Consider the following 22,907-nt stretch of genomic DNA (forward strand, 5'->3'; position numbering starts at 1 on the left):
ATACGTATTATTTTAATGTAAGCTAGGGTAGTTGTTAGGGTCAGCTTCTCTAATAATACTATAAATTTTTTCAAAAATATCTTCTGCATTAGGTTTTGAAAAATAATCACCATCTGATGAATATGCTGGCCTGTGATTTTTAGCAGTTAAGGTCTGTGGAGGACTATCTAAATACTGATAAGCACCTTGAGCTTCTATAATTTCTTGTACCAAATATGAAGAACAACCACCAGGTACATCTTCATCAATCACTAAAAGTCTGTTTGTTTTTTTAATACTTTCAACCACATCATGATTTAAATCAAAAGGAAGTAAACTTTGAGCATCAATTACTTCAACATCAATGCCAACTTCTCTCAATTCTTTAGCTACTTGTAAAACTATTCTTAATGTTGAACCGTATGATAGTACTGTAATATCAGTACCTGTTTTTACAGTTTCTACAACTCCAATAGGAGTGCAAATTTCACCTAAGTTATTTGGTAATTTTTCTTTTAATCTATAACCGTTCAAACTTTCTACTACTACTGCAGGTTCATCACTTTTCATTAATGTATTGTAGAAACCGGCAGCTTTAACCATGTTTCTAGGAACTAGAATATGCATTCCTTTTAAGAAATTGATCATTCCGCCCATTTGTGAACCTGAATGCCATATACCTTCTAATCTATGACCTCTAGTTCTTATGATAAGTGGTGCTTTTTGTTTACCGACAGTTCTATATAAAAGTGTTGCTAAATCATCACTTAAGGTTTGTAAACCGTATAATATATAATCTAAATATTGGATTTCTGCTATTGGTCTAAGCCCTCTTAAAGCCATTCCAATACCTTGTCCAACAATTGTAGCTTCACGAATACCTGTATCAGCGACTCTAAGCTCTCCGTATTTTTCTTGTAAACCTTCTAAGCCTTGGTTAACATCACCAATAGCTCCTGTATCTTCTCCAAAGATTAATGCTTCAGGATGATTTTTAAGTAATTTATCAAAGTTTTCTTTTAGAATAACTCGACCATCAACTTGTCTAATTTCCTCATCATAAGTTGGTTCAACACTTTTAATATTGGTAGCTTTATTAGGTAGTTCACTATATAGGTGTGAACTATATTTATGTTGTGTATTTTTATAAAATACAGCAATCCAATCTATTAGTTCTTTCCTAGCTTCAGTTTGTTCACCAATTAAATAACGTAATGTTTTTCTCGCTTTAGATAGAATGTCTTTTTTTATAGGCTCATCTATGGCAATTAAATCGTTTTTAATACGAGTAATAAATACTTTATTAGGACTGCCTAAAGAAACTTTTTCTAAAATAGAAATTAATTCTTTTTTCGCAATTTTATGCGGATCTAAAAGCTCATTCCAGGCTTCTTTTTTAGCCGTACGAACTTTTTTACGGATTTCTTTTTCTAAATCTTTTAATTCATCATCAGTAGATACTCCTATTTCTAGTATCCATTCTCTAAAACGCTTATTACAGTCGTTATCTTTTTCCCATTGTAAACGTTCTTCATTTTTATAACGCTCATGAGAGCCTGAAGTTGAATGACCTTGTGGTTGTGTTAATTCGTTTACATGTATTAAAACAGGTACATGCTCTTCTCTAGCGATATCGGCTGCATTCTCATACGTATGTATAAGTGCCGTATAATCCCACCCGTTTACACGTAATATTTCAAAACCTTTTTCGTTTTCTGTTCTTTGAAATCCTTTTAAAATTTCAGAGATATTTTCTTTTGTAGTTTGATGTTTTGCATGAACAGATATACCGTATTCATCATCCCAAACACTAATAACCATAGGTACTTGTAAAACACCAGCAGCATTTATAGTTTCAAAAAAGTGACCTTCACTAGTACTAGCATTACCTATTGTACCCCAAGCAACTTCATTTCCGTTATTTGAAAATTTGGTAGCATCAATTCCTTTAACATTTCTGTAAATTTTTGATGCTTGAGCTAAACCTAAAAGTCTAGGCATTTGGCCAGCAGTAGGGGAGATGTCTGCACTACTATTTTTTTGAGCAGTTAAATCTTTCCAAGAACCATCTTCATTTAAACTATGAGTAACAAAATGGCCTCCCATTTGTCTACCAGCACTCATTGGTTCTTTTTCTATATCTGTTGTGGCGTATAAACCATGAAAAAATTGTTTAGGAGTAAGCTTGCCTATGGCCATCATAAAAGTTTGGTCACGATAATAACCACTTCTAAAATCTCCATTTTTAAATGAGCGAGCCATAGCTAATTGTGGTAACTCTTTACCGTCTCCGAAAATACCAAACTTAGCTTTCCCAGTCAGTACTTCACGACGCCCCAATAAACTACATTCTCTACTTATAACTGCGATTTCGTAATCGTTAAGAATTTGCGTCTTAAAATCATCAAAAGAAATATCGTTATTTGCTTGCAGATCTACTTTCATAAGTATAGTTATATATTTTGCAAAAATACCAAAATAGAATGAATTTTACAATTTGTATATTACTATAAATATTAATGATAATTTAAGTTTTAGTAAATTTTGAGGTTTTCAATTATTATATTTTCAGTTAATTAATATAAAATTGAGAATTCAATAAGCTTTTAGAACCATTTTCTAGTAAATAGTCGGGTAAGTGTTTTAGGACTTAAAGTTACAATAAATCGTATTTTTTGTCCATAATCAGGCTGAGAAACTTCCCAACCATTATTAGAGTATAAAGGAAAGTACAGTTCAAAATAATCAGGGACTAGGTTAAGTCGAACCCCTGAGTCATAAACAAAACGTGCATTTTCTCTTTTATTTTTTATAAAACCAACATCGCCATATAATTCTATAGATCGCCATACGCTAACACTTGCGTTTGTTGTTACTATAAAATCGTTAGCAAAAGGATTTTGTAATTTAGACTTAAAACCACCTTCTGCGACTACTAATTGTTGACTATAAATACCTGACGATTCAGACCTACCTAAATAATTATAATCAAATAAATAATCTGTAGGTCTGTCTAAAGCAAAACTATAAAAGTTAGTGTCAGTTGTATTATTTTTTATGAATTTACCCGCGTAAAAACGAGTATTTAACTGCATGTTATTTTCAAATAATTTTCTGTATTCTAAATTTACGATTACTTTACTGAAATTATGAGCTATTTGTAAATCTGAAGACCACGATAAATAATTGATAACACCGTTATTATTCATTCCGTATCTTAAATTTAAAATACTATAATCGGGCGTTGTTTCTAAGTCTTCAATTTCTTCTCCAACAGATCTAAAAATGTTTACATATCTTAAATTTAAATAACTTCTTTTATTTGATCTAAAATCATCAGGACGCCAACCAAGACTGATTGAAGGTGTAAATGATGTATAACGAGAATCAGTTTGAAAGTGAAATGACGAATAACCAAATGAATAACTAGAAATATAAAAACCTGTTTTATTATGGTATTTTCTATAGTTAATATTTGCTGAGCCTACTAATGCTTTTTCTTTCATAGCGTAAGCAGGAGCTATGTCAAACAAAAAAGGTTTATCTAAAAATGTTTTATTGTAAATACGTAAAGCAGGGGTTATACCATCGTATATGTTAAAACGTAAGGTAGGTACATAAAATATTTGATTGTAAAAAGGGTCTTCTGTATCTCTAAAGAACTGAAATTTTAATTTTTTGTTACTAGCAAGAAAACCTTTTAATGATTTCCAATTATCACGTTCATTAAATTCAGGTATTTTATGATCGTAATTTAAAACGAGTTTATCTTCTCCACTTTTCGGAATTGTAAATGTTTTTGTAGAATCTATACCCGTAAACCAATATCTAGAAACAATTGAATCCTTTTTTAAACCAAACATGGAAATAGGTACATTAGTTCCACTCTTATTTTTTAGTGTAACTAAAAGAGAATCGTTAACATTTGTGACTTTTTTTATTTTAAAATCAATACGTTCATTAGTGGTAACGTATTCATCTAAAAACCAAGAAATATCTTTATCGACATTGTCTTTCAATATTTCTTCAAAATCGTTTGATGATACAGATCGCAACCTATAATTCGTATAAAAATCTTTAATACTTTTATCTACATTTTCTTTGCCAACATAATTTGCTAAAAAAGATAGCCCAGCACCAGCCTTATATCTATTACCTATTTTTTGATTGAATTTCAGAAGAGAATCATTAGATGTTGTTAATGGTTGATCTAGATTTTTTCTTGCTCCGTACATATAGAGTAGTGGGTACTGCTCAGTAAACTTAATCTTAGCCAGGTTAAAATTCTTAAAGCCCCAAATATTAGATAATTTGCCTAATAATTTTTGATCAGGATAATATTCTTCTACATAAGAAATCATCATATAATTAACTAATGCATCCATTACCCATTTTTCTTTTCGGGTATCTAAAAAAATAGTTTCATTAAAAAAGTGATTTAATGCAGTTTTTAAAAATTTTAGTTCAAATTGAAATTGATTTTCATAAGGTCGAACAAAAGAGGGGAGTTGGTTGACACCGTAAAGCGGATCTTTATTATAGTCTAAATTACTTACTAAAAAATTACTATGAGGGTAGGCTCCTAAATGGTTTGAAATATAGTTAGCTACTTTATCTATTGCTATAGCTCTAGATATTTCATCAAATTTATTGACATTTATATCTGTAGTTATAGCAATGTCATGCGATATATGTTTGGTATAATTTTGTTCTGATGTAATGATTAAGTCGCAACTTTTTCTATAATCACCTCTCAAATTTACTTGTGTTGAATTTTGGAATTTTGTTTCTTCCTCTATTTCAAAGTTTGATGCTACAAATAAATTTTCAGGATAATCAAAAATAATATCAGTATTGGTTATGCCTGTATATAGATCTTCTAAATTTTTATTTGAATATAAATGCCAATCACCATCATAGACAGCAGGTGTTAAATACCAATCTTTTAAATAGTATTCATTTTTATTGCTGTAGCCAAACAGCGTAAATTTATTGGGTGGTAATTTAACCTCGTAAGTTAAATATAGGCTGGCATACTCATTCGGAGCTAGTTTTTTGTTTAATTTAAAAGTAAGTATATCATAATCAACATCTCTACCCCAGCGTAAACCAGTGTAGTTGTCATCAACAGCACTTAAAATTTTAGTATACCCTCTATCGCTATCTTTTGCAAGATGCATACTTCTTTTAAAATCTTCTTCAAATCTTTTTGCTAGTTGAGTTTTTTTATTACTGTAAGCATTAGCCCAGTCATTAAAATGTAATACCTCTAATGTATCATTAGAGGTATTATGAAATTTAAATTCTTGAACAATAGATATCGTCTTACTTTTACCGTTTAAAGATGCGGTAATTTTATTAAAATGCTGCGAACGCATTTGGCAGCTAAAAAAGAATAGCGTAGCACAAATAAGAGTCCTTAATAAGAAATACAATTTCTTTTTAAACATATAAAATTAAAAGTTAGGACTATGCGTATGACCTTTATAAAAGTTATCTATTATTTCAACAACCTCTTCTTTAGTGTCAGCCATTTTAATTAAATCTAAATCTTTCGGGCTAATATTACCTTCTTTTAACATGGTATCTTTAACCCAGTCCATTAAGCCTTCCCAAAATTCAGTACCTACCAAAATTATAGGAAATTTTTCAATTTTATTTGTTTGTATTAAAGTCATTGCTTCAAAAAGTTCATCTAATGTTCCGAACCCACCAGGCATAACAACAAACCCTTGGCTATATTTTACAAACATTACTTTTCTAACAAAAAAGTAATCAAAATCTAAACTCTTATCACTATCAATATAAGGATTGTCATGTTGTTCAAAAGGTAAATCTATATTTAAACCTACTGATGTACCACCTGCTATATGAGCTCCTTTATTACCAGCTTCCATTATACCTGGTCCACCACCAGTAATAACACCATAACCAGCTTCTGCGATACTTTTTGCAATTTCTATAGCTAATTGATAATATTTAGCATCAGACTTGGTTCTTGCAGATCCAAAAATAGATACACACGGACCAATAAGGCTCATTTTTTCAAATCCATTTACAAATTCTCCCATTATTTTAAATAATGCCCAAGAGTCATTTGTTTTTATTTCATTCCAGCCTTTATGATGTTGTTCTTTTCTCATTCTTTATTTTAAAATTTTATAATCCAGAAGTCAATATAACTTTTTTATTTGTTTTCTACTTATTACAAACTTAATTCTTTTCTTAAGAATTTAGCAGTGTAACTATTTTCATCTTTACAAACCTCTTCAGGGGTGCCTTTTGCGACTAATTTTCCGCCACCTTTCCCACCTTCATATCCAATATCTATCAAATAGTCTGCCATTTTAATAACATCCATATTATGCTCGATTACTAAAATGGTATTTCCTTTATCGACTAACTTATCTAAAACTTCCATTAAAACTCTTATATCTTCAAAATGAAGACCTGTTGTTGGTTCGTCTAATATATAAAAAGTATTCCCCGTATCTCTTTTTGAAAGCTCAGTTGCTAATTTTATACGTTGTGCTTCACCACCTGATAAGGTTGTTGATTGCTGGCCTAATGATATATAACCTAAACCAACATCTTGTATTGTTTTTACCTTTTTGTAAATTTTAGGTATCAATTCAAAGAAATCTACAGCTTCATTAATCGTCATTTCTAAAACATCAGCAATAGATTTACCTTTATATCTAATCTCTAATGTTTCTCTATTAAAACGTTTCCCATTACAGGTTTCACATTCTACATAAACATCTGGTAAAAAGTTCATTTCTATAACTCTCAATCCTCCACCTTGGCAAGTTTCACAACGCCCACCTTTCACATTAAAACTAAATCGACCAGCTTTGTAGCCTCTTATAGCTGCTTCAGGTGTTTTTGTAAATAAAGCTCTGATTTCTCCAAATACACCTGTATATGTAGCAGGATTTGATCTTGGTGTTCTACCAATAGGGGATTGATTAATGTCAATTACCTTATCAATATGCTCTAAGCCCGTTATTTTTTTATAAGGCATTGGTTTTTTAACACCATTAAAATAATGAGCATTCATAATTGGGTAAAGAGTTTCGTTTATCAAGGTAGATTTTCCACTACCAGAAACACCTGTAACACCAATCATTTTACCTAAAGGTAATTTTACAGTAACGTTTTTTAAATTATTACCTGTACAACCCGAAAGAACAATTTCTTTCCCGTTACCTTTTCTTCTTTCTTTAGGTTCAGCAATTTGCTTTTTACCTGTAATATAATCAGCCGTTAATGTATTGAAGTTCTTTAAATCTTCAGGTTTCCCTTCTGAAATTATTTCGCCACCATATTTACCAGCCTTAGGGCCTATATCAATAACATGATCGGCTCTTTCAATCATATCTTTATCATGTTCTACAACAATAACGGAGTTTCCTATGTCACGTAACGATTCTAATGATTTTATCAATCGCTCATTATCTCTTTGATGTAGACCTATACTAGGCTCGTCTAAAATATATAAAACACCTACTAATTGTGAACCAATTTGTGTAGCTAGCCGTATGCGCTGCGCTTCACCACCAGATAAGGTTTTGGAACTTCTATTTAAAGACAAGTAATCTAAACCAACATCTAATAAAAATTGAACTCTAGTACTTATTTCTTTTATAATTTCTTCTGCAATTTTTAATTGATTTCCTTCTATTTTTTTAGGAAGATTTTTAAAGAAAAGCGCTAATTCAGAAATATCTAAATTTGCTAAATCTGCTATGTTTTTCTCATCAACTTTAAAGTTTAATGACTCTTTACGTAAACGAGAACCAGAACACGTAGGACAACTAATCTTATCCATATATTCTTTTGCCCAACGTTTTATAGACGTTGATTCAGCAGCATCAAACTGGCTTTTAATGAAGTTAGAAATACCTTCATAATCTATTTTATACGTACGTTTAACACCTAATGTTTTAGAATCTAAATCAAAACTTTCGTTTGCACCATTTAACAAAACATGAATAGCTTCATCAGATATCTTTTCAATTGGGTCGTTTATTGTAAAGTTATAGCGCTGACCAATAGTTTCTATCTGCTTAAATGCCCAAGAGTTCTTATAATCTCCAAGAGGAGCAATACCACCTGTTTTAATGGTCAACTTTTTATTTGGGAATATTTTATTTTCGTTTACCTCGTATACATGTCCTAAACCGCTACAATGTGGGCACATACCTTTAGGTGAGTTAAAAGAGAATGTATTAGGTTCAGGATTAGGATAAGAAATGCCCGTCGTTGGACACATTAAATCACGACTAAAATAACGAGCGATTTTTTCACCTTCTTCTAATACCATTAGTACATTTTCACCACTATACATGGCCGTATTTATGGTTTCAGCTAAACGCTTATCAAAATCTTCAGTATCAATAACTTTTAATCGATCAATAACTATTTCAATATCATGAACCTTATAACGGTCCACTTTCATGCCTTTAACAATATCTTTTACTTCTCCATCAACTCTAACTTTTACAAAACCTTGTTTAGCAATTTGCTCAAACAATTCTCTATAATGACCTTTTCGGGATTTAATTACAGGAGCCAGAATATTAATTTTTTTCTGATCGTAATCCGTTTTAATTAAAGCTCGTATTTGTTCATCATTATAACTGACCATTTTTTCGCCTGTATTATAACTATATGCATCTCCTGCACGAGCAAATAATAGACGTAAAAAATCATAAATTTCAGTTATAGTACCTACTGTAGATCTTGGTGATTTAGATGTGGTTTTTTGTTCTATAGCAATAACGGGAGATAAGCCATCGATTTTATCTACATCAGGACGTTCTAACCCACCTAAAAATTGACGTGCATAGGCTGAGAAAGTTTCTATATATCTTCTTTGGCCTTCTGCATAAATAGTGTCAAAAGCTAAGGAGGATTTTCCACTACCAGAAAGACCGGTAATAACTACCAGTTTTTCTCGGGGGATTGTTATATCTATATTTTTAAGGTTATGGGCTCTAGCACCTTTAACCTCAATGTTTTCTTCGTAATTTATCATTTTCTTTTTCTGCAATTACAAAAATACAATTTTGACAGCGAATTTTGTAGTTGAGTATATTTAGTTTTTTGTGTTTTAAAATGCTTAACATAAATTAGCATTTCAATTATTTAATTTATCTGAAATATGCAATTATTAGGAATTGGATCTAGAATAAAAAATACAGAGAATGGTATTGGTGTTGTTACCAATGTAACTTCAAAATATTATTGGGTTACTTTTATTGAAAGTGGATTAGAAACTATTGATATAAACTCTGATTTTGAAATTATTGAAGCTATTGATGGAGAAGTTGATACTATAAGTTTTTCTGAGGTAGAGCAATCATTAATTTCAATTTTAAGAAAATGGAGCGATACTAGTTCAATTACACCTATAGCTGATAAATGGAAGGAAGGCAAATTAATTTTACAACCTGGAGATATTAAATTGAGTGATAAAATTATCCCTATTGATACCTTCTTTCATAAAATAGTTATGGTTCGTGATCGTGTGCGAGTTATGGAACAAAAAATTAATTCAAGTAAAAACTTAGGTGATCAAGAAAAAATAGATTTACAACAATACCTTACTCGTATTTATGGTAGTTTAACCACTTTTAATGTGTTATTTAAAAACCAGAGTGATAATTTCATAGGAGGTAAATCTAAATAACTAAATTGCTTTTTTTTCACTTAAATATTTCCAATAGCGCTTTGGTACATGTCGTGTATGCAACTTCATATTTATACGAGATTTAATATTTGTACTCTTAAAATAGTCATTCCAAAGGGTTTGATAATCGTATTCTGAAGTTGTAAAAGCATTGCTTTTGTGAATATTGTTGGTATGTGGGTTCTCTAAATTTAATGAAACAACTTCAACACTTTGTAAGTTGTAATAAATGCCATACTTGCGTTTTACATCATAAATTAACCATTGTTGATCAGCATATCTATTTTTAAAATGCTTAGAAATTAAAGGTAATATATCAAAATCAGGTTCAATATTTGAAAAATATATTTCATCTTTAGTTAACTGAAAACGTACAAAAGCTTCCATTCTATGTTTTTCTCTACCAACAGATTTTGCTAATTGACTAATACGCAAAACAATATCATCTGAATAATTTAGATGTATAATTTCATTTTTTGAAAACAATTTTTGAATGTATCGGTAGAGAAGTAATTCAATACCTTTTGTTTCACTTAAAAAAGCAAAATATATCTTTTTAATTGATGAATTACTTTTATTCTGAATGCCATTCCATACTCTTTTTGCTTTATCTAATTGAGTATAAATTGATTCGATGTCAGAAAACAAACCCCCTTGAGAATTTACTTCATTTTGAATATCTGCAATTTCCATTTTTTGTTCAAAGACCTCAAAAACAGCCGTTAAAAACCCATTAAAACTACCGTCATAAATTAAAATTTTAGCCTCTTTCATGTTTATATTTATTAATTAAATAAACTTAATTGCGCACTATAACTTGATCTGAATTTCCCTTGTGAATTTTGGAGTATTAATCCTTTTATTTGTTCTGCTTGTAAATCCTTTTGCGAATATTCATTAGAGTCACATATTAAAAAATATTTAGCACGATTAAGAGCTACTCCTATTTTTTTTAAATGATCCCAATTTAGTCTTCGATACTTTCTAGCATTTATAATTTTATGAACCGAATACATTCCTAAACCAGGTATTCTTGCTAACATTTTTGAATCTGCCGTATTAACATCAATGGGAAAACTATTTAAGTTTCGCAATGCCCAACCCAATTTCGGATCTACATCGATATCTAAATTCGGATGCTCATCATTTAATATTTCTTTGACATTGAAACCATAAAATCGCAACAACCAATCTGTTTGATATAACCTGTTTTCTCGTAACATTGGTACTTGAGATCCAATAGCAGGTAATCTTTTATCATCGGCAACAGGCACATAACCAGAATAATAAACCCTTTTCATATTATAATTTTTATAATAATGAGTCGCAGAATACATAATGTCTTTATCAGTTTCTCCCGTAGCACCAATAATCATTTGTGTACTTTGACCAGCAGGAGCATAAATAGGAGTGCTTTTAATAATTTTCTTTTCTGATTTGTATTGAATAATTTCATTTTTCACCTTCAACATAGGTTTTATAAAATCTTCATGTTTTTTATCGGGTGCTAAAAGTTTTAAACCAGATATGGTAGGTATTTCAATATTTACAGACAAACGATCTGCATATAGCCCAGCTTCACGCATTAGTTCATCGCTTGCACCAGGTATGGATTTTAAATGAATATAGCCATTAAAATTTTCTTCTAAACGAAGTTTCTTAGCGACCGAAACTAAACGCTCCATGGTATAATCTGCATTTTTAAATATTCCAGAACTCAAGAAAAGACCTTCGATATAGTTTCTGCGATAAAAGTTGATTGTCAAATCAACTACCTCTTGAATTTTAAATGCTGCACGTTTAATATCATTACTTTTTCTAGTAACACAATATGCACAGTCAAAAATGCAATGATTTGTCAATAGGATTTTTAATAATGATATACAACGACCATCTTCTGAATAACTATGACAAATACCCATACCAGTACTATCGCCAAGCCCATTATTCTTATTTTTACGATTGCTACCACTACTAGAGCAGGAAACATCGTATTTAGCAGCGTCTGCTAAAATATTTAATTTTTCTCTTATTCTATCAAAAGACATTGATTGTGTAATTTATCCAAAATTATGGAAATATTCCTAATATTGGAAATATTCCAATAAATATTTTGGATTATATCCAAAAAGTGTATATTTGATAATAATTAAAATCTATTATTGATTTTATTGAGGACACACTACCATGGAGAACGAACTTACCCTAAAACGATTTATTGAAATACGAAGAGAGTTAGGTTTTACACAGGCTGAATTTGCTGCACTTTTAGGGGTTTCTACAACTACAGCAGACATTGAGAGAGGAAGAACTAAATTATCAGGTAAAATTGTTGTTGAATTGTTTAAGCAATTTAAAATAAACCCTTTATGGTTGTTTGGTGATAGTGATAATAAATATTTAGAATCTTCAAATACAAGTGTGATACCAAAAGTAGTGACTGTAGATTCTGCCGATAGAGATAATATGGTTTTAGTAAATGCGAAAGCTGCTGCGGGTTACCCTCAAAATATTGCAGATACTAGCTGGTACCAACAATTACCTGCTTTTGATTTACCGATACCTGAATTTAGAAATGCTACCTACAGAGGTTTTCAAGTAGAAGGAGATAGTATGTTGCCTAATTTAAAGCAAGGGGAGTGGGTACTCGCAAAAGCTATTGAGCATATAGATGATGTGAATCCTAATAAAATTTATGTAGTTGTTCTACAAGATGCTGTATTGGTTAAAAAAGTAATTAAAAAACCAAATTCGAATAATGTAACTCTTGTTTCTTTAAATGAAACATACCCTCCATACGAGATAAAGCCTTTTCAAATTCAAGAAATATGGCAGGTAAATAGTAAAATTACTTTTGGAATAGATGCAACAACTGAAACTGGTCTTTTAAGACAACTTCAAGAATCTATGGAAGAACTTAAAAGCCAACTTAAAAAACCAAATTAAGTTTATTTATAAATACACTTATAAGATGTGTCTTTGGTAACTTTTACATCAAAAGAAGTATTTGCTTCTACTTTAAATGTTTCGAAAACTTCATATGTTTTCCAAATAGTTTCTCTTTTCTGTTTTACTTTCATTTCTCCTGAGACTACAGTCATATATTCAACTGAAGTAGTGTTAAATGTGTATGCTCCAGGAGCCATAACTCCTACCGTTGCAGTACCTTCTTCATTCTCAAAGGCTATAGAAACAACTTTATTATCAAAATAGGTATTTGTTTTAAACATATCTAACTTTTTTGTGTTTACAAGGTAAATTTAATTCCTATTTCTTAAATAAACTTAGTGTTAACAAACCAATAAAATATTGTTTTATTTTTCTTTAGCCTTTTTTATAATCTCTTTTAAACGTTGCTTTCTCATTTCTTTTTCGTCCCTAAGCTTATTGATTTTTCTACCCATTAACTTTGTATGCTTAGCCTTATTTTTAGTGTTTTTTTCTTTTCCTTTTTTACTCATTTTTTAATTATAAGCTTTAATATCTCCCATATCTAACGTTACAGGACCAATAACATGTTTAGATGGTAGAAAAATACCATTATCCATAACTTTCCATTCATCCCAAGAAGCTTCAATACCTCCAATAGGTATTATATCTACCCACATTTGATAACTGATAGGGAAACCATTGGGCTGTATTTTCCATAAGTATGAATCTCCAGGTGTTGTTCCTCCAGAACCATATGTAACTAATAAACCTTCTGAGCCATCTTTTAACTTAACAATTTTACGAGTTGTTCCGTTATCTAAAACTTTGAAAGGAGCTAAAAGCCAAAATGAATCATTATTAAAATAATTCCAAGCAGTGACAAATGCTTCTCTTGACTCTTTAGCTGTAATTTTAGTATTTTCTTTAGAGACAATACTTAAATAGATATCATTTAAATTAAGATCTACTGTATAATCATCCCATTTTACAATTACAATATCTGTTTTCTTATCCCATTTATAAGAATGAGAACCATTAGCAAAAGACCATTCTAAAAATCTAGTTGTAGTATATGCTTCATAGTTAATTGCAGTCAACATTTTTTTAGCTAAAACATCAGCTTGTTTAGTATTATTTCCTTTAGGTAAAGGCTTGTTAAATACAAAATAACAAATCAATGCTATGATTAATAATAAGCTTATAATTACACTTATAATTTTAAATATTTTTTTAAAAAAATTCTTCATATTCTTTATTAATATCCTACAGCTGTATCATCTCCTCTTTTATCAGCACCAGCTTCTAATTTTCCATTAGGTAAAACCTGAATAGCATCAACTTTTCCTATAATCGGGTTATTTTCTTCATTAATAATATAACCTTTATTTTTTAGTTCATTTTTTAGTTCATTCGAAAAACCATTTGGCTCAAAAACAACTACATCAGGTAACCATTGGTGGTGGAATCTTGGAGCATTTACAGCTTCTTGCATGCTCATATCAAATTCGTATGTGTTTAATATTGTTTGTGCTACAGCAGTAATAATGGTAGACCCACCTGGTGTACCAACAACCATCCATAATTTCCCGTTTTTTTCTACAATTGTAGGCGTCATGCTACTTAGCATTCTTTTTTCTGGTTGAATATTGTTTGCTTCGGCACCTATAAGTCCAAACATATTCGGGACACCTGCTTTTGAGCTAAAGTCATCCATTTCATTATTTAAAAAGAAACCTAACTCATCACAATATACTTTTGAACCAAAGTTACCATTTAATGTTGTTGTTACTGAAACTGCATTTCCTTCTGAATCAACAATAGAGTAGTGGGTAGTTTCCATGCTTTCTACAATTTCTACATTGCCATGTGATACATTTTCAGATTTTGTTGCTTTATCAAATGAAAAATCAGCCATACGTTCTTTCATATAGCTATCTTTTAATAAATTATTTAACGGAATTTCAACAAAATCAGGATCTCCTAAATAATAGTTTCTATCTGCATAGGCACGCCGAGAAGCTTCAGTAAATAATTGAATAGTTTTTTCAGAATTATGACCAAAAGCAGCAATATCATAAGGTTCTATCATTTTAAAAATCTGATTCATAGTTACACCTCCACTACTTGGAGGACTCATCGAAATTATTTTTAAGCTTTTATAATCAAAAACCACAGGTTTACGCCACTTTACTTCATAACTAGCTAAATCATCTTCAGTAACAAACCCACCATTTTTTTGAATAAAATTTGCTAATTTTTTAGCAATCTCACCTTTGTAAAATCCATCTTTTCCTTTTTCAACAATTGTACGAAGAGTTTTTGCTAGATTAGGGTACTTTATTAAATCACCTTCTTTATAGATTGTCGCAAATTTTGTACTATCGCTATTAACATCAATAAAAACTTCTCTATAATTATCAAGCATTTCTGCTTGTTTACCAGTAACAAGTACTCCGTTTTCAGCCAATGCAATTACAGGCTCAAAAATAGTTGACAAAGGTAGCTTTCCAAATTTTTTATGAACTTCTAATATTCCAGCAACAGAACCAGGTACACCTGTAGCTGTTACACCCAATGTGCTCATATTTGGAATTACATTACCCAGAGAGTCTAAATACATATCGCGATGTGCTGATTTAGGTGCTTTTTCTCTAAAATCTAATGAACCAACAGTTCCATTTGAGCCTCTGTAAACCATAAAACCACCACCACCAATATTACCTGCTCTAGGGTAAGCTACTGCTAATGCTAATTGTGTACCAACCATAGCATCAAAAGCATTACCGCCTTTTTTCATAATCTCAGATCCTATTTCTGATGCTTCTTCTCTAGCGGAAACAACCATAGCTTTATCTGTGACTAAGCCTGTAGTAATAGGTTTAGTTACTTCTACTTTGCAGCTAACAAAGCATAGGAGCATTAATACTATATAAATTATGTTTTTCATACCTATAATTATATTAAATTTTAAAGTGTTATAAATTTTTGTTTAGAATATACAGTTAGCTCTTTGAAAAAGGAAGTAAACTCTTTCTCAAACTCAAGATAATGCTCTTCTAAATCTAAAATAGCAAAATTCATTTTAGATTTATTTTTTGTTCTTCTATTAACACCATCCAATACCTTACTAATTCCTTCAAGTTTAGAATAGTTAAATATCCAATTATCAGCAATCATATAAGGCATCATATGTTTTGTATTATCAGGCAAAATTTTATAATTATCTTCTAAAAGATCATAAAATTTATCTACAAAAATAGCTAAAGGAACATCAGAATACATACTCCAATTTTTAGCTAAAAAATGATCATAAAAAATATCTACTATAACACCACTATAGTGTCCGTAGTTTTCATGTAATTTTTTAGTGCTTTTTCTTACGGTAGGGTGTGCATCAGTAAATGTATCTATAAAACGATGTAGCTTAATACCTTTTTGAATACGCTCTGGTAGATGTTTGTATTTATTTCCACGAATACTATCTGCAATAAAATTACCAATTGTAATTTCATCGTCATTAAAAGATAAATAAATATGAGCTAAAAAATTCATAAATAATTTTAAAAGTATTAACCTCGAATTTACAAATAAGGATAATAGCATTTGATATGATACGTTTATATTTGCAAAAAACTTTATAACATATTTATGACATTAATTAAATCAATATCAGGAATAAGAGGTACCATTGGAGGTAAACCAGGAGATAATTTAACGCCAATTGATGCTGTTAAATTTGCAGCAGCTTATGGTATTTGGTTAAAAGAATATTCTAAAAAAGATAAATTAAAAGTTGTAATAGGTAGAGATGCTCGTTTATCTGGTGAAATGATCCAGAATATAGTAGTATCTACATTAGTAGGTTTAGGTATTGATGTTATTGATTTAGATTTATCTACAACACCTACTGTAGAAATAGCTGTTCCTTTAGAAGAAGCAGATGGTGGTATTATACTTACTGCAAGCCATAATCCAAAACAATGGAATGCTTTAAAATTATTAAATGAAAGAGGTGAATTTTTAGATGCAGCTCAAGGTGCTATTATTCTTGAAATTGCCGAAAAAGAAGATTTCAATTTTTCAGAAGTTGATGATTTAGGAGAAATTACTAAAAATGATTCATATATAGATATTCATATTGATGAAGTTTTAAATCTTCCTCTTATTGATGCAGATGTAATAAAAGCAGCTAAATTTAAAGTTGTTGTAGATGGTGTAAACTCTACAGGTGGTATTGCGATACCAAAACTTTTAAAAGAATTAGGTGTTGAAGTTGTTGAGTTATATTGTGACCCTACAGGTCATTTTCCGCATAATCCAGAACCTTTAAAAGAACATTTAGGAGATATTTGTGCTTTAGTTTTAGAAGAAAAAGCAGATTTTGGTTTGGTAGTAGACCCCGATGTTGATCGTTTAGCTTTTATTAGTAATGACGGAGAAATGTTTGGTGAAGAGTATACTTTAGTTGCTTGTGCAGATTATGTATTAGGTAAAACAAAAGGGAATACAGTATCTAACTTATCATCTTCAAGAGCGTTAAGAGATATTACCGAAAAACATGGTGGAACTTACGAAGCCGCAGCTGTTGGTGAAGTTAATGTTGTTACCAAAATGAAAGCAAACAATGCAATTATTGGAGGCGAAGGTAATGGTGGTATAATTTACCCAGAAAGCCATTATGGTAGAGACTCTTTAGTAGGTACCGCATTATTTTTAATGCTAATGGCTGAAAAAGGGGGTACGGTTGCAGAATTAAGAGCAAGTTACCCTTCTTATTTTATGAGTAAGAAAAAAATACAATTAACTCCAGGTTTAGATGTAGATGGTATTTTAGTAGCTATGGCAGATAAATATAAAGGTGAAGAAATTTCGACTATAGATGGTGTGAAAATTGATTTTGCAGAAAACTGGGTACATCTACGTAAATCGAATACAGAACCTATAATCAGAATTTATACAGAAGCTAAATCTCAAAATGAAGCAGATACATTAGCTAATAGAATAATTGAAGAAATAAAAGCAGTAGCTGGTTTATAAACCAAACTGATAATCATAAAAAGCGGAACGATTTTAAAATCGTTCCGCTTTTTTATTTTAATGTAAATGTGCTAAACCTCTATGTTTCCATCTACGGTGTGTCCATAAATAATGCTCAGGTTTTTCGTTTATTTGTTGTTCTGTTAATCTTAAAAATTGATCTGTAATTTCATTTTTATCAGTGCTTTTTCCGGCGGTAGTTATTGGTATAAATTCAGCCTTATAATATCCTCTTTTTACTTTTGATACCTTTAAAAAAACAACTGCTAAGTCCATTTTACGAGCCATTAATTCTGCACCAGTAAATACAGGCACTTTAATGCCCATAAACTCTGTCCAATATGGAGCTCTGTGTTTTTGAGGAGATTGATCGCTAACCATTCCATAAGTACTATGCACATTATTCTGTACATTTCTAAAAACTGTTTTAACAGTTTCTTCTTGTGTTATTAATGTTGTATTCCAACGGGCACGAACTTTTTTTATCCAACGATCAAAATATGTATTTGCTATTTTTTGATACACAGCATATCCTTTAGAATCTACATAATTGTTAATACTAACATTCCATTCCCAATTAGCATAATGAGAACAAACAATCAAAACACTTTTAGTTTTTTCAATTTCTTTTAAAACTTCAATATTTTCAACTGTATACCTTTTTTTTACATCATCTTTAGATAGGTTCATGGTTTTTATCATTTCCATAAACATATCACACATATGACCATAAAAAGCACGTTGAATTTTCAATAAATCTTGTTCACTTTTTTTAGGAAAAACTAGTTTCAAATTATTATAAACTACTTTTTTTCGATAGCCTACAATAGTATAAACAAGAAAAAATACAAAATCAGATAAAGCGTAAAATAAGGTATATGGGAGTATGGATATGAACCAAAGAATAGGGTAAACTAAAATAAAAACTAGTAACTGCATGTAATATTATATTAGTACAAATATAACTATATTTGAAACCAAACCGAATAGCTTAGTTTATGTTAAATATGCACCCTGTAACCATTGCAATTATTGTTATCAATGTTTTAGTTTCTTTAAAAGGTTTCAAGGACACTATTTTTTTTAATAGGTATAAGTTTCAAATAGGATCGGTATTAAATGGACAGAAAGATAGAATAGTAACTTCTGGTTTTTTACATGTTGATATTTCTCATTTATTCTTTAATATGTTTACACTGTATTTTTTTGCAGATGTTGTAATTGCATGGTTAGGGCCTATTCAATTTATTATCATATACATTATCAGTTTAATAGCTGGTAGTTTATTATCTATGTTTTTTCATAAAGAAGAACCTTATTATAGTGCAGTAGGAGCAAGTGGAGCAGTAACAGGCATTTTATACGCTGCAATACTCTTACAGCCTAATATGAAATTAGCACTACTATTTATACCTATACCATTACCTGCATATGTTTTTGGAATAGGTTATTTGTTATATTCTATTTATGGAATGAAAAGTAGATTAGGTAATATTGGCCATACAGCGCATTTTGGAGGTGCAATAGGAGGCTATGTTACAACTTTAATTTTTATACCAAGTTTATTGGTTACAGATCCTTTAATGGTGGGATTGCTTGCTATACCAATAATAATACTGTTCATTCTTCAAAAAGTAGGAAAAATACGATAAAAAACACACTTAAAACGTACTTTAACCTACTTTAAGGTTGTTTTATCGAAAAAAATGACTATCGATTATAAGATTTAGCTTATTTTGCCGTTAATAATAAGAGAGCCCCAAATCTCTTTAAAACCTACTTATAATGAAAAGAATTCCCCTAATGCTAGTCTTAGGACTAGTCTTTGTATCATCATGTTCTGATGAAACTACAGTTTTTGAAAAATCAGATGATAATTTATTTCTAGAAAATAACCAAAACCTTCTCATTGAAAGTGTAAATTTTGAAAATGCTGGTGTTTTAGATATTAATTTAGAAAGTCAACTTTTAGGAAAAACATCAAAAGCAGGAGGAGAACTAGCTGGTGATTATCCACTTTCTTTAGTCGCACAAATTACACCTCCTTCATTTCAAGGCGGCGAAAATTTAACAGCATCGCATGTATTTTTAGACAATAATATAGCATACGTTTCATACAATACTGTCGAAGATGGATTTGCTGGTGGAGTTGATGCAATCGATATTTCAGATCCTCATAATCCATATATATTATCAAGACTTTATTATTCTAATGCAGATATTAATGCAGTTGGTTATAAAGATGGTTACATATATGCTGTTGGTGGTGTAGATTCTGAACAATCAGTAACAGCAACTTCAAATTCTTTCTTAGCTAAAATTTCAGCTCCGAGTGGACGTATTGATGTTAGTGCAGGTATTGTTTACGGATTTCAAGAAGGTTATGTTGGTACTGATATAGCTGTAAATGATAATATATATGTTACTAGTGGTAAAGATGGTACATTATCTGTTTATGATGCAAACACAGTTGAAAATATTAAAGAAATGCCTTTTTCAGATTTACGTTCTGTAGCTATTGACAACAATAGAATAGGTGTTTTAGATGCTAGTGCTGGTGTAAGTGTTTTTGATGAAAATTTTGTTTTATTAAAAGAAATTTCAATTACTTCAGATTTTGGAGAAGTTTCTAAAAGAACAATAGATTTTTCTGGCGACAGAGTTATTGTAGCAGAAGGCTCTAAAGGAGCAGGTGTGTATAGCACAACAACTGGCGCGTTATTGGAATATATTCCAATCATGATTAATCCAGAAGGTTCTGATAGTCAAGATAATGTTACTAATGCTATTGCCGTTAATGAAGAAGTTATTTTAATGGCTAATGGTGGTGCAGGTTTATCTTTATCTAAAGAGGAAGGAGATTCATCAAGCCCTGTTGGAGTTTTAGATTTAGATGGCTCTATAAATTACGTTATTTCAAATGGTGATTATATTTTTGCAGCATCAGGTACTGCTGGTTTACAAATTATAAAAATGAATAAGCCTTCAGAATCTTTAGAAAACAGATGCTCTGAATTGACAAATTATAACGGTAGTAGTAACCTTAATGTAAATTCAGGAGAAGTAATCGAATATAAAGGTTCTAAAAGATTAAGCAGTATTAATGTTGGTGGTCAATTACTGCTTTGTGGTTCATGGTCTGTTCAAGAAAATACAACTATAAATGAAGATGGTTTATTTGAACTTAATGGTTATATTATTGTTGGTAGAAATAGTAAAAGAAGAGATGTAATTATTAATTCAAACGCAAAGTTAAGAGTTGAAGGTAGACTAATAATTTACGGAGACTTAATTTTAAATGATGGTGCTTCATTAGAATTTATAGGTTCAGATTCTGATGTATATGTTAGAGGTTCTGTTATAAAATCAGAATCAGCAACTATAACAGGTGAGTATAGAGATTTAAACAATAAGTTTTAATACATTTAAACAATAAAAAAGCCCTATTTGATTTCAAATAGGGCTTTTTTATTGTTTAAAATTCAGATTAAATTTTGCCAATCAATTCAGCAATTTTGTTCTCTAAATCTTTACCTCTTAAATCTTTAGCTACAATAACACCATTTTCATCTAAAATAAAAGTAGCAGGTATAGCTCTAACATTGTATAATTTAGCAATTTCATCAAAGTATTTAACATTACTAACATGATTCCACTCTAATCCGTCAGCAGCAATAGCATCTTTCCATTCATCTGCAGATCTGTCTAAAGAAACACCTATAATACTTAAACCATTGTCTCTGTATTTATCATAAATACGAACTAAATTAGGGTTTTCAGCTCTACAAGGCTTACACCAACCAGCCCAAAAATCTAAAATAGTAACTTTTCCTAATACATCATTTAATGCTAATTTTTCTCCTGTAGGTGTTGGAGCAGAAAAATCTGGTGCTTTTTCACCAATTGCAGTTCTTTTTGTTTTCTCTAATTGCTTTAAAATTTTAATACCAACGCTTGTTGTTTTAATTTTAGGATCTAAAGACTCAAGCATTTCTCTAACTTCCGATTCTGGATAAGATTTACTTGCTAAAACTTTATCTAACAACATTACAGATATTAATGCAGTTGGATTTTCTTTTATGTATTTAATTTCATAATTTTTAGCTTCTTCTTGCATTTCCATATTTTCAGCCTGTAGAGCTTCTTGTGTAGCAGTATCTCCATTAGCTCTTGCTTTTTCAAAATCAGCACGCATAGACATTACTCTTTTTGAAAAATCTCTACTATTTTTTAAATAGTTATAGAACATTTCATTCTGCTCTGTACCTTCAATTTTAGCAAAAGCAATACTATCTTTTTGAAAAGAAATATCAATAGTACCATTTTCAATGACTACAGGAATGTTTCCGTTTACTTTATCAATGAAAATATACTGCAAATCTAAAGAATCTGCTTTTCCTATAAATTTGAATTTACCATTTTCAATTGTTGTAGTATCAACATCAATTGGCTGATTCATTTTATTAATTCTTTTCAAGAAAACTTTCGTTCCGTTTTCTATCTCACCATCTATACTTGCTTCAATAGAAAATCCTTCAGGGTTACTATTACATGATATTAATAAAGCTAAAGCAAAGAATCCGAATATGATTTTTTTCATGTTTCTATTTAATTAATTTTCGTAAATGTACTTATATCTTTTAGGATATAAAAAAACCGATTGATATATCAATTTTATCTTATTAATTTTAAAACTGATATCTAACTCCTAAACCGATGTCAAAATCAAAACTATCAGTAAATTCACTATATCCTAATAAACCAATTTCAGGTCTAAAATCTAAAGATAAAACTAAGGGGAAATCAAAATTGTATTCAATACCTATATTTCCTGCTACAAAAACGAACAAACCACCATCAACCTCTTCAAATACAGTTGGGTTGTTATTACTTGGCCTTGGTTCAAAATCAACATTACCTAAACCACCACCAACTCCGTAGTACCAATTAAAATCACCATCTAAAGGTAATACCCATTGGTAAATACCTGTAAGTTTGAAAGAATCGTAAGCTCTACTATCTCTCCAACCTAAATTAGCTTCTATTCTATTATTACTAGAAATAGATTTTTGATATGATATTTCAGCACCTAATCCATCGCTATCACCAAGTCTTAAACCTATTGTGTGGTCAGATATATCTTGAGCACTCATCATCATTGGTAAACTGAACAAAGTAAAAAGAATAATTTTTAACAATTTCATTTGTTTTTATTTTAAAATTTGAGTCAAAAATAGAATTTTGATACTGTTCTGTAGTTAATAAA

General features: G+C 30.3%; 19 protein-coding genes. 5 read left to right on the top strand and 14 right to left on the bottom strand.

The features are described 5' to 3' along the window. Positions 1–12 precede the first annotated feature (12 nt). The 4 genes from H0I23_RS05520 to uvrA all read right to left on the bottom strand — a co-directional run bounded on the left by H0I23_RS05520 (position 13) and on the right by uvrA (position 9,019). Positions 13–2,424: a thiamine pyrophosphate-dependent enzyme gene (locus H0I23_RS05520; protein WP_216785458.1), complete on the bottom strand. Its 2,412-nt coding sequence runs from the start codon at positions 2,422–2,424 to the stop codon at positions 13–15. Between the two features lie 161 nt (positions 2,425–2,585). Further along, positions 2,586–5,357, bottom strand: a complete 2,772-nt coding sequence (locus H0I23_RS05525) for a metalloprotease (RefSeq protein ID WP_216785459.1) — start codon at positions 5,355–5,357, stop codon at positions 2,586–2,588. A 78-nt stretch (positions 5,358–5,435) separates the two neighbouring features. Then, the gene (locus tag H0I23_RS05530; RefSeq protein WP_216785460.1) at positions 5,436–6,122 is read right to left on the bottom strand and encodes a TIGR00730 family Rossman fold protein; all 687 of its coding nucleotides are present in this window, start codon (positions 6,120–6,122) and stop codon (positions 5,436–5,438) included. Between the two features lie 62 nt (positions 6,123–6,184). After that, complete coding sequence (uvrA, locus tag H0I23_RS05535; RefSeq protein WP_216785461.1) at positions 6,185–9,019, bottom strand: excinuclease ABC subunit UvrA; 2,835 nt, start codon at positions 9,017–9,019, stop codon at positions 6,185–6,187. Positions 9,020–9,145: 126 nt separating this feature from the next. Between uvrA and H0I23_RS05540 the strand changes: the two genes are divergently transcribed. Continuing rightward, the gene (locus H0I23_RS05540) at positions 9,146–9,673 is read left to right on the top strand and encodes a hypothetical protein (RefSeq protein ID WP_216785462.1); all 528 of its coding nucleotides are present in this window, start codon (positions 9,146–9,148) and stop codon (positions 9,671–9,673) included. Here the strand turns inward: H0I23_RS05540 and H0I23_RS05545 are convergent, their stop codons facing one another. Then, positions 9,674–10,447, bottom strand: coding sequence for a TIGR03915 family putative DNA repair protein (locus H0I23_RS05545; RefSeq protein WP_216785463.1), 774 nt, complete (start codon positions 10,445–10,447; stop codon positions 9,674–9,676). Positions 10,448–10,458: 11 nt separating this feature from the next. Then, positions 10,459–11,721, bottom strand: a complete 1,263-nt coding sequence (locus tag H0I23_RS05550) for a putative DNA modification/repair radical SAM protein (RefSeq protein ID WP_216785464.1) — start codon at positions 11,719–11,721, stop codon at positions 10,459–10,461. A 139-nt stretch (positions 11,722–11,860) separates the two neighbouring features. On the opposite strand from H0I23_RS05550, the gene H0I23_RS05555 reads away from it, so the two are divergent. After that, positions 11,861–12,619, top strand: a complete 759-nt coding sequence (locus tag H0I23_RS05555) for a LexA family transcriptional regulator (protein ID WP_216785465.1) — start codon at positions 11,861–11,863, stop codon at positions 12,617–12,619. A 2-nt stretch (positions 12,620–12,621) separates the two neighbouring features. Here the strand turns inward: H0I23_RS05555 and H0I23_RS05560 are convergent, their stop codons facing one another. The 5 genes from H0I23_RS05560 to H0I23_RS05580 all read right to left on the bottom strand — a co-directional run bounded on the left by H0I23_RS05560 (position 12,622) and on the right by H0I23_RS05580 (position 16,156). Then, a complete protein-coding gene (locus H0I23_RS05560) occupies positions 12,622–12,903 on the bottom strand; it encodes a pyrimidine/purine nucleoside phosphorylase (protein WP_216785466.1) in 282 nt (93 codons plus the stop codon). An 84-nt stretch (positions 12,904–12,987) separates the two neighbouring features. Then, positions 12,988–13,134, bottom strand: a complete 147-nt coding sequence (locus tag H0I23_RS05565) for a hypothetical protein (protein ID WP_216785467.1) — start codon at positions 13,132–13,134, stop codon at positions 12,988–12,990. 3 nt (positions 13,135–13,137) lie between these two features. Then, on the bottom strand, positions 13,138–13,851 hold the full coding sequence (locus H0I23_RS05570; protein ID WP_216785468.1) for a hypothetical protein: 714 nt from the start codon (positions 13,849–13,851) through the stop codon (positions 13,138–13,140). Positions 13,852–13,859: 8 nt separating this feature from the next. Then, positions 13,860–15,551 (bottom strand): gamma-glutamyltransferase, encoded by a 1,692-nt coding sequence (gene ggt, locus H0I23_RS05575; RefSeq protein ID WP_216785469.1) that lies wholly within the window; start codon positions 15,549–15,551, stop codon positions 13,860–13,862. A 20-nt stretch (positions 15,552–15,571) separates the two neighbouring features. Further along, the gene (locus H0I23_RS05580) at positions 15,572–16,156 is read right to left on the bottom strand and encodes an ACP phosphodiesterase (RefSeq protein WP_216785470.1); all 585 of its coding nucleotides are present in this window, start codon (positions 16,154–16,156) and stop codon (positions 15,572–15,574) included. 96 nt (positions 16,157–16,252) lie between these two features. On the opposite strand from H0I23_RS05580, the gene glmM reads away from it, so the two are divergent. Then, positions 16,253–17,641, top strand: a complete 1,389-nt coding sequence (glmM, locus tag H0I23_RS05585; protein ID WP_216785471.1) for a phosphoglucosamine mutase — start codon at positions 16,253–16,255, stop codon at positions 17,639–17,641. Positions 17,642–17,698: 57 nt separating this feature from the next. On the opposite strand, the gene H0I23_RS05590 is transcribed toward glmM, so the two are convergent. After that, the gene (locus tag H0I23_RS05590) at positions 17,699–18,580 is read right to left on the bottom strand and encodes a lysophospholipid acyltransferase family protein (RefSeq protein WP_216785472.1); all 882 of its coding nucleotides are present in this window, start codon (positions 18,578–18,580) and stop codon (positions 17,699–17,701) included. A gap of 59 nt (positions 18,581–18,639) precedes the next feature. Here H0I23_RS05590 and H0I23_RS05595 point away from each other — a divergent pair, with 59 nt between their 5' ends. Both H0I23_RS05595 and H0I23_RS05600 read left to right on the top strand, forming a co-directional pair. Continuing rightward, positions 18,640–19,293 (top strand): rhomboid family intramembrane serine protease, encoded by a 654-nt coding sequence (locus H0I23_RS05595; RefSeq protein ID WP_216785473.1) that lies wholly within the window; start codon positions 18,640–18,642, stop codon positions 19,291–19,293. Positions 19,294–19,426: 133 nt separating this feature from the next. Then, a complete protein-coding gene (locus tag H0I23_RS05600; RefSeq protein ID WP_216785474.1) occupies positions 19,427–21,061 on the top strand; it encodes a hypothetical protein in 1,635 nt (544 codons plus the stop codon). 67 nt (positions 21,062–21,128) lie between these two features. Here the strand turns inward: H0I23_RS05600 and H0I23_RS05605 are convergent, their stop codons facing one another. Together H0I23_RS05605 and H0I23_RS05610 are read right to left on the bottom strand one after the other, a co-directional pair. Continuing rightward, on the bottom strand, positions 21,129–22,241 hold the full coding sequence (locus tag H0I23_RS05605) for a TlpA disulfide reductase family protein (RefSeq protein WP_216785475.1): 1,113 nt from the start codon (positions 22,239–22,241) through the stop codon (positions 21,129–21,131). Between the two features lie 88 nt (positions 22,242–22,329). Beyond that, entirely contained in the window at positions 22,330–22,845 is a 516-nt protein-coding gene (locus tag H0I23_RS05610; RefSeq protein ID WP_216785476.1) for a hypothetical protein, read from the bottom strand. Positions 22,846–22,907 lie beyond the last annotated feature (62 nt).

The organism is Cellulophaga sp. HaHaR_3_176, from assembly GCF_019021925.1.
Classification (GTDB): domain Bacteria; phylum Bacteroidota; class Bacteroidia; order Flavobacteriales; family Flavobacteriaceae; genus Cellulophaga.

What these genes read in the sequence shown, in the direction of transcription:
- uvrA (WP_216785461.1), bottom strand. Translation starts at nt 9,019, where the DNA reads ATGATAAATTACGAAGAAAACATTGAGGTTAAAGGTGCTAGAGCCCAT.
- H0I23_RS05555 (WP_216785465.1), top strand. Translation starts at nt 11,861, where the DNA reads ATGGAGAACGAACTTACCCTAAAACGATTTATTGAAATACGAAGAGAG.
- H0I23_RS05550 (WP_216785464.1), bottom strand. Translation starts at nt 11,721, where the DNA reads ATGTCTTTTGATAGAATAAGAGAAAAATTAAATATTTTAGCAGACGCT.
- H0I23_RS05520 (WP_216785458.1), bottom strand. Translation starts at nt 2,424, where the DNA reads ATGAAAGTAGATCTGCAAGCAAATAACGATATTTCTTTTGATGATTTT.
- H0I23_RS05600 (WP_216785474.1), top strand. Translation starts at nt 19,427, where the DNA reads ATGAAAAGAATTCCCCTAATGCTAGTCTTAGGACTAGTCTTTGTATCA.
- H0I23_RS05580 (WP_216785470.1), bottom strand. Translation starts at nt 16,156, where the DNA reads ATGAATTTTTTAGCTCATATTTATTTATCTTTTAATGACGATGAAATT.
- H0I23_RS05530 (WP_216785460.1), bottom strand. Translation starts at nt 6,122, where the DNA reads ATGAGAAAAGAACAACATCATAAAGGCTGGAATGAAATAAAAACAAAT.
- H0I23_RS05610 (WP_216785476.1), bottom strand. Translation starts at nt 22,845, where the DNA reads ATGAAATTGTTAAAAATTATTCTTTTTACTTTGTTCAGTTTACCAATG.
- H0I23_RS05525 (WP_216785459.1), bottom strand. Translation starts at nt 5,357, where the DNA reads ATGCGTTCGCAGCATTTTAATAAAATTACCGCATCTTTAAACGGTAAA.
- H0I23_RS05570 (WP_216785468.1), bottom strand. Translation starts at nt 13,851, where the DNA reads ATGAAGAATTTTTTTAAAAAAATATTTAAAATTATAAGTGTAATTATA.
- H0I23_RS05605 (WP_216785475.1), bottom strand. Translation starts at nt 22,241, where the DNA reads ATGAAAAAAATCATATTCGGATTCTTTGCTTTAGCTTTATTAATATCA.
- H0I23_RS05560 (WP_216785466.1), bottom strand. Translation starts at nt 12,903, where the DNA reads ATGTTTAAAACAAATACCTATTTTGATAATAAAGTTGTTTCTATAGCC.
- glmM (WP_216785471.1), top strand. Translation starts at nt 16,253, where the DNA reads ATGACATTAATTAAATCAATATCAGGAATAAGAGGTACCATTGGAGGT.
- H0I23_RS05595 (WP_216785473.1), top strand. Translation starts at nt 18,640, where the DNA reads ATGTTAAATATGCACCCTGTAACCATTGCAATTATTGTTATCAATGTT.
- H0I23_RS05565 (WP_216785467.1), bottom strand. Translation starts at nt 13,134, where the DNA reads ATGAGTAAAAAAGGAAAAGAAAAAAACACTAAAAATAAGGCTAAGCAT.
- ggt (WP_216785469.1), bottom strand. Translation starts at nt 15,551, where the DNA reads ATGAAAAACATAATTTATATAGTATTAATGCTCCTATGCTTTGTTAGC.
- H0I23_RS05590 (WP_216785472.1), bottom strand. Translation starts at nt 18,580, where the DNA reads ATGCAGTTACTAGTTTTTATTTTAGTTTACCCTATTCTTTGGTTCATA.
- H0I23_RS05540 (WP_216785462.1), top strand. Translation starts at nt 9,146, where the DNA reads ATGCAATTATTAGGAATTGGATCTAGAATAAAAAATACAGAGAATGGT.
- H0I23_RS05545 (WP_216785463.1), bottom strand. Translation starts at nt 10,447, where the DNA reads ATGAAAGAGGCTAAAATTTTAATTTATGACGGTAGTTTTAATGGGTTT.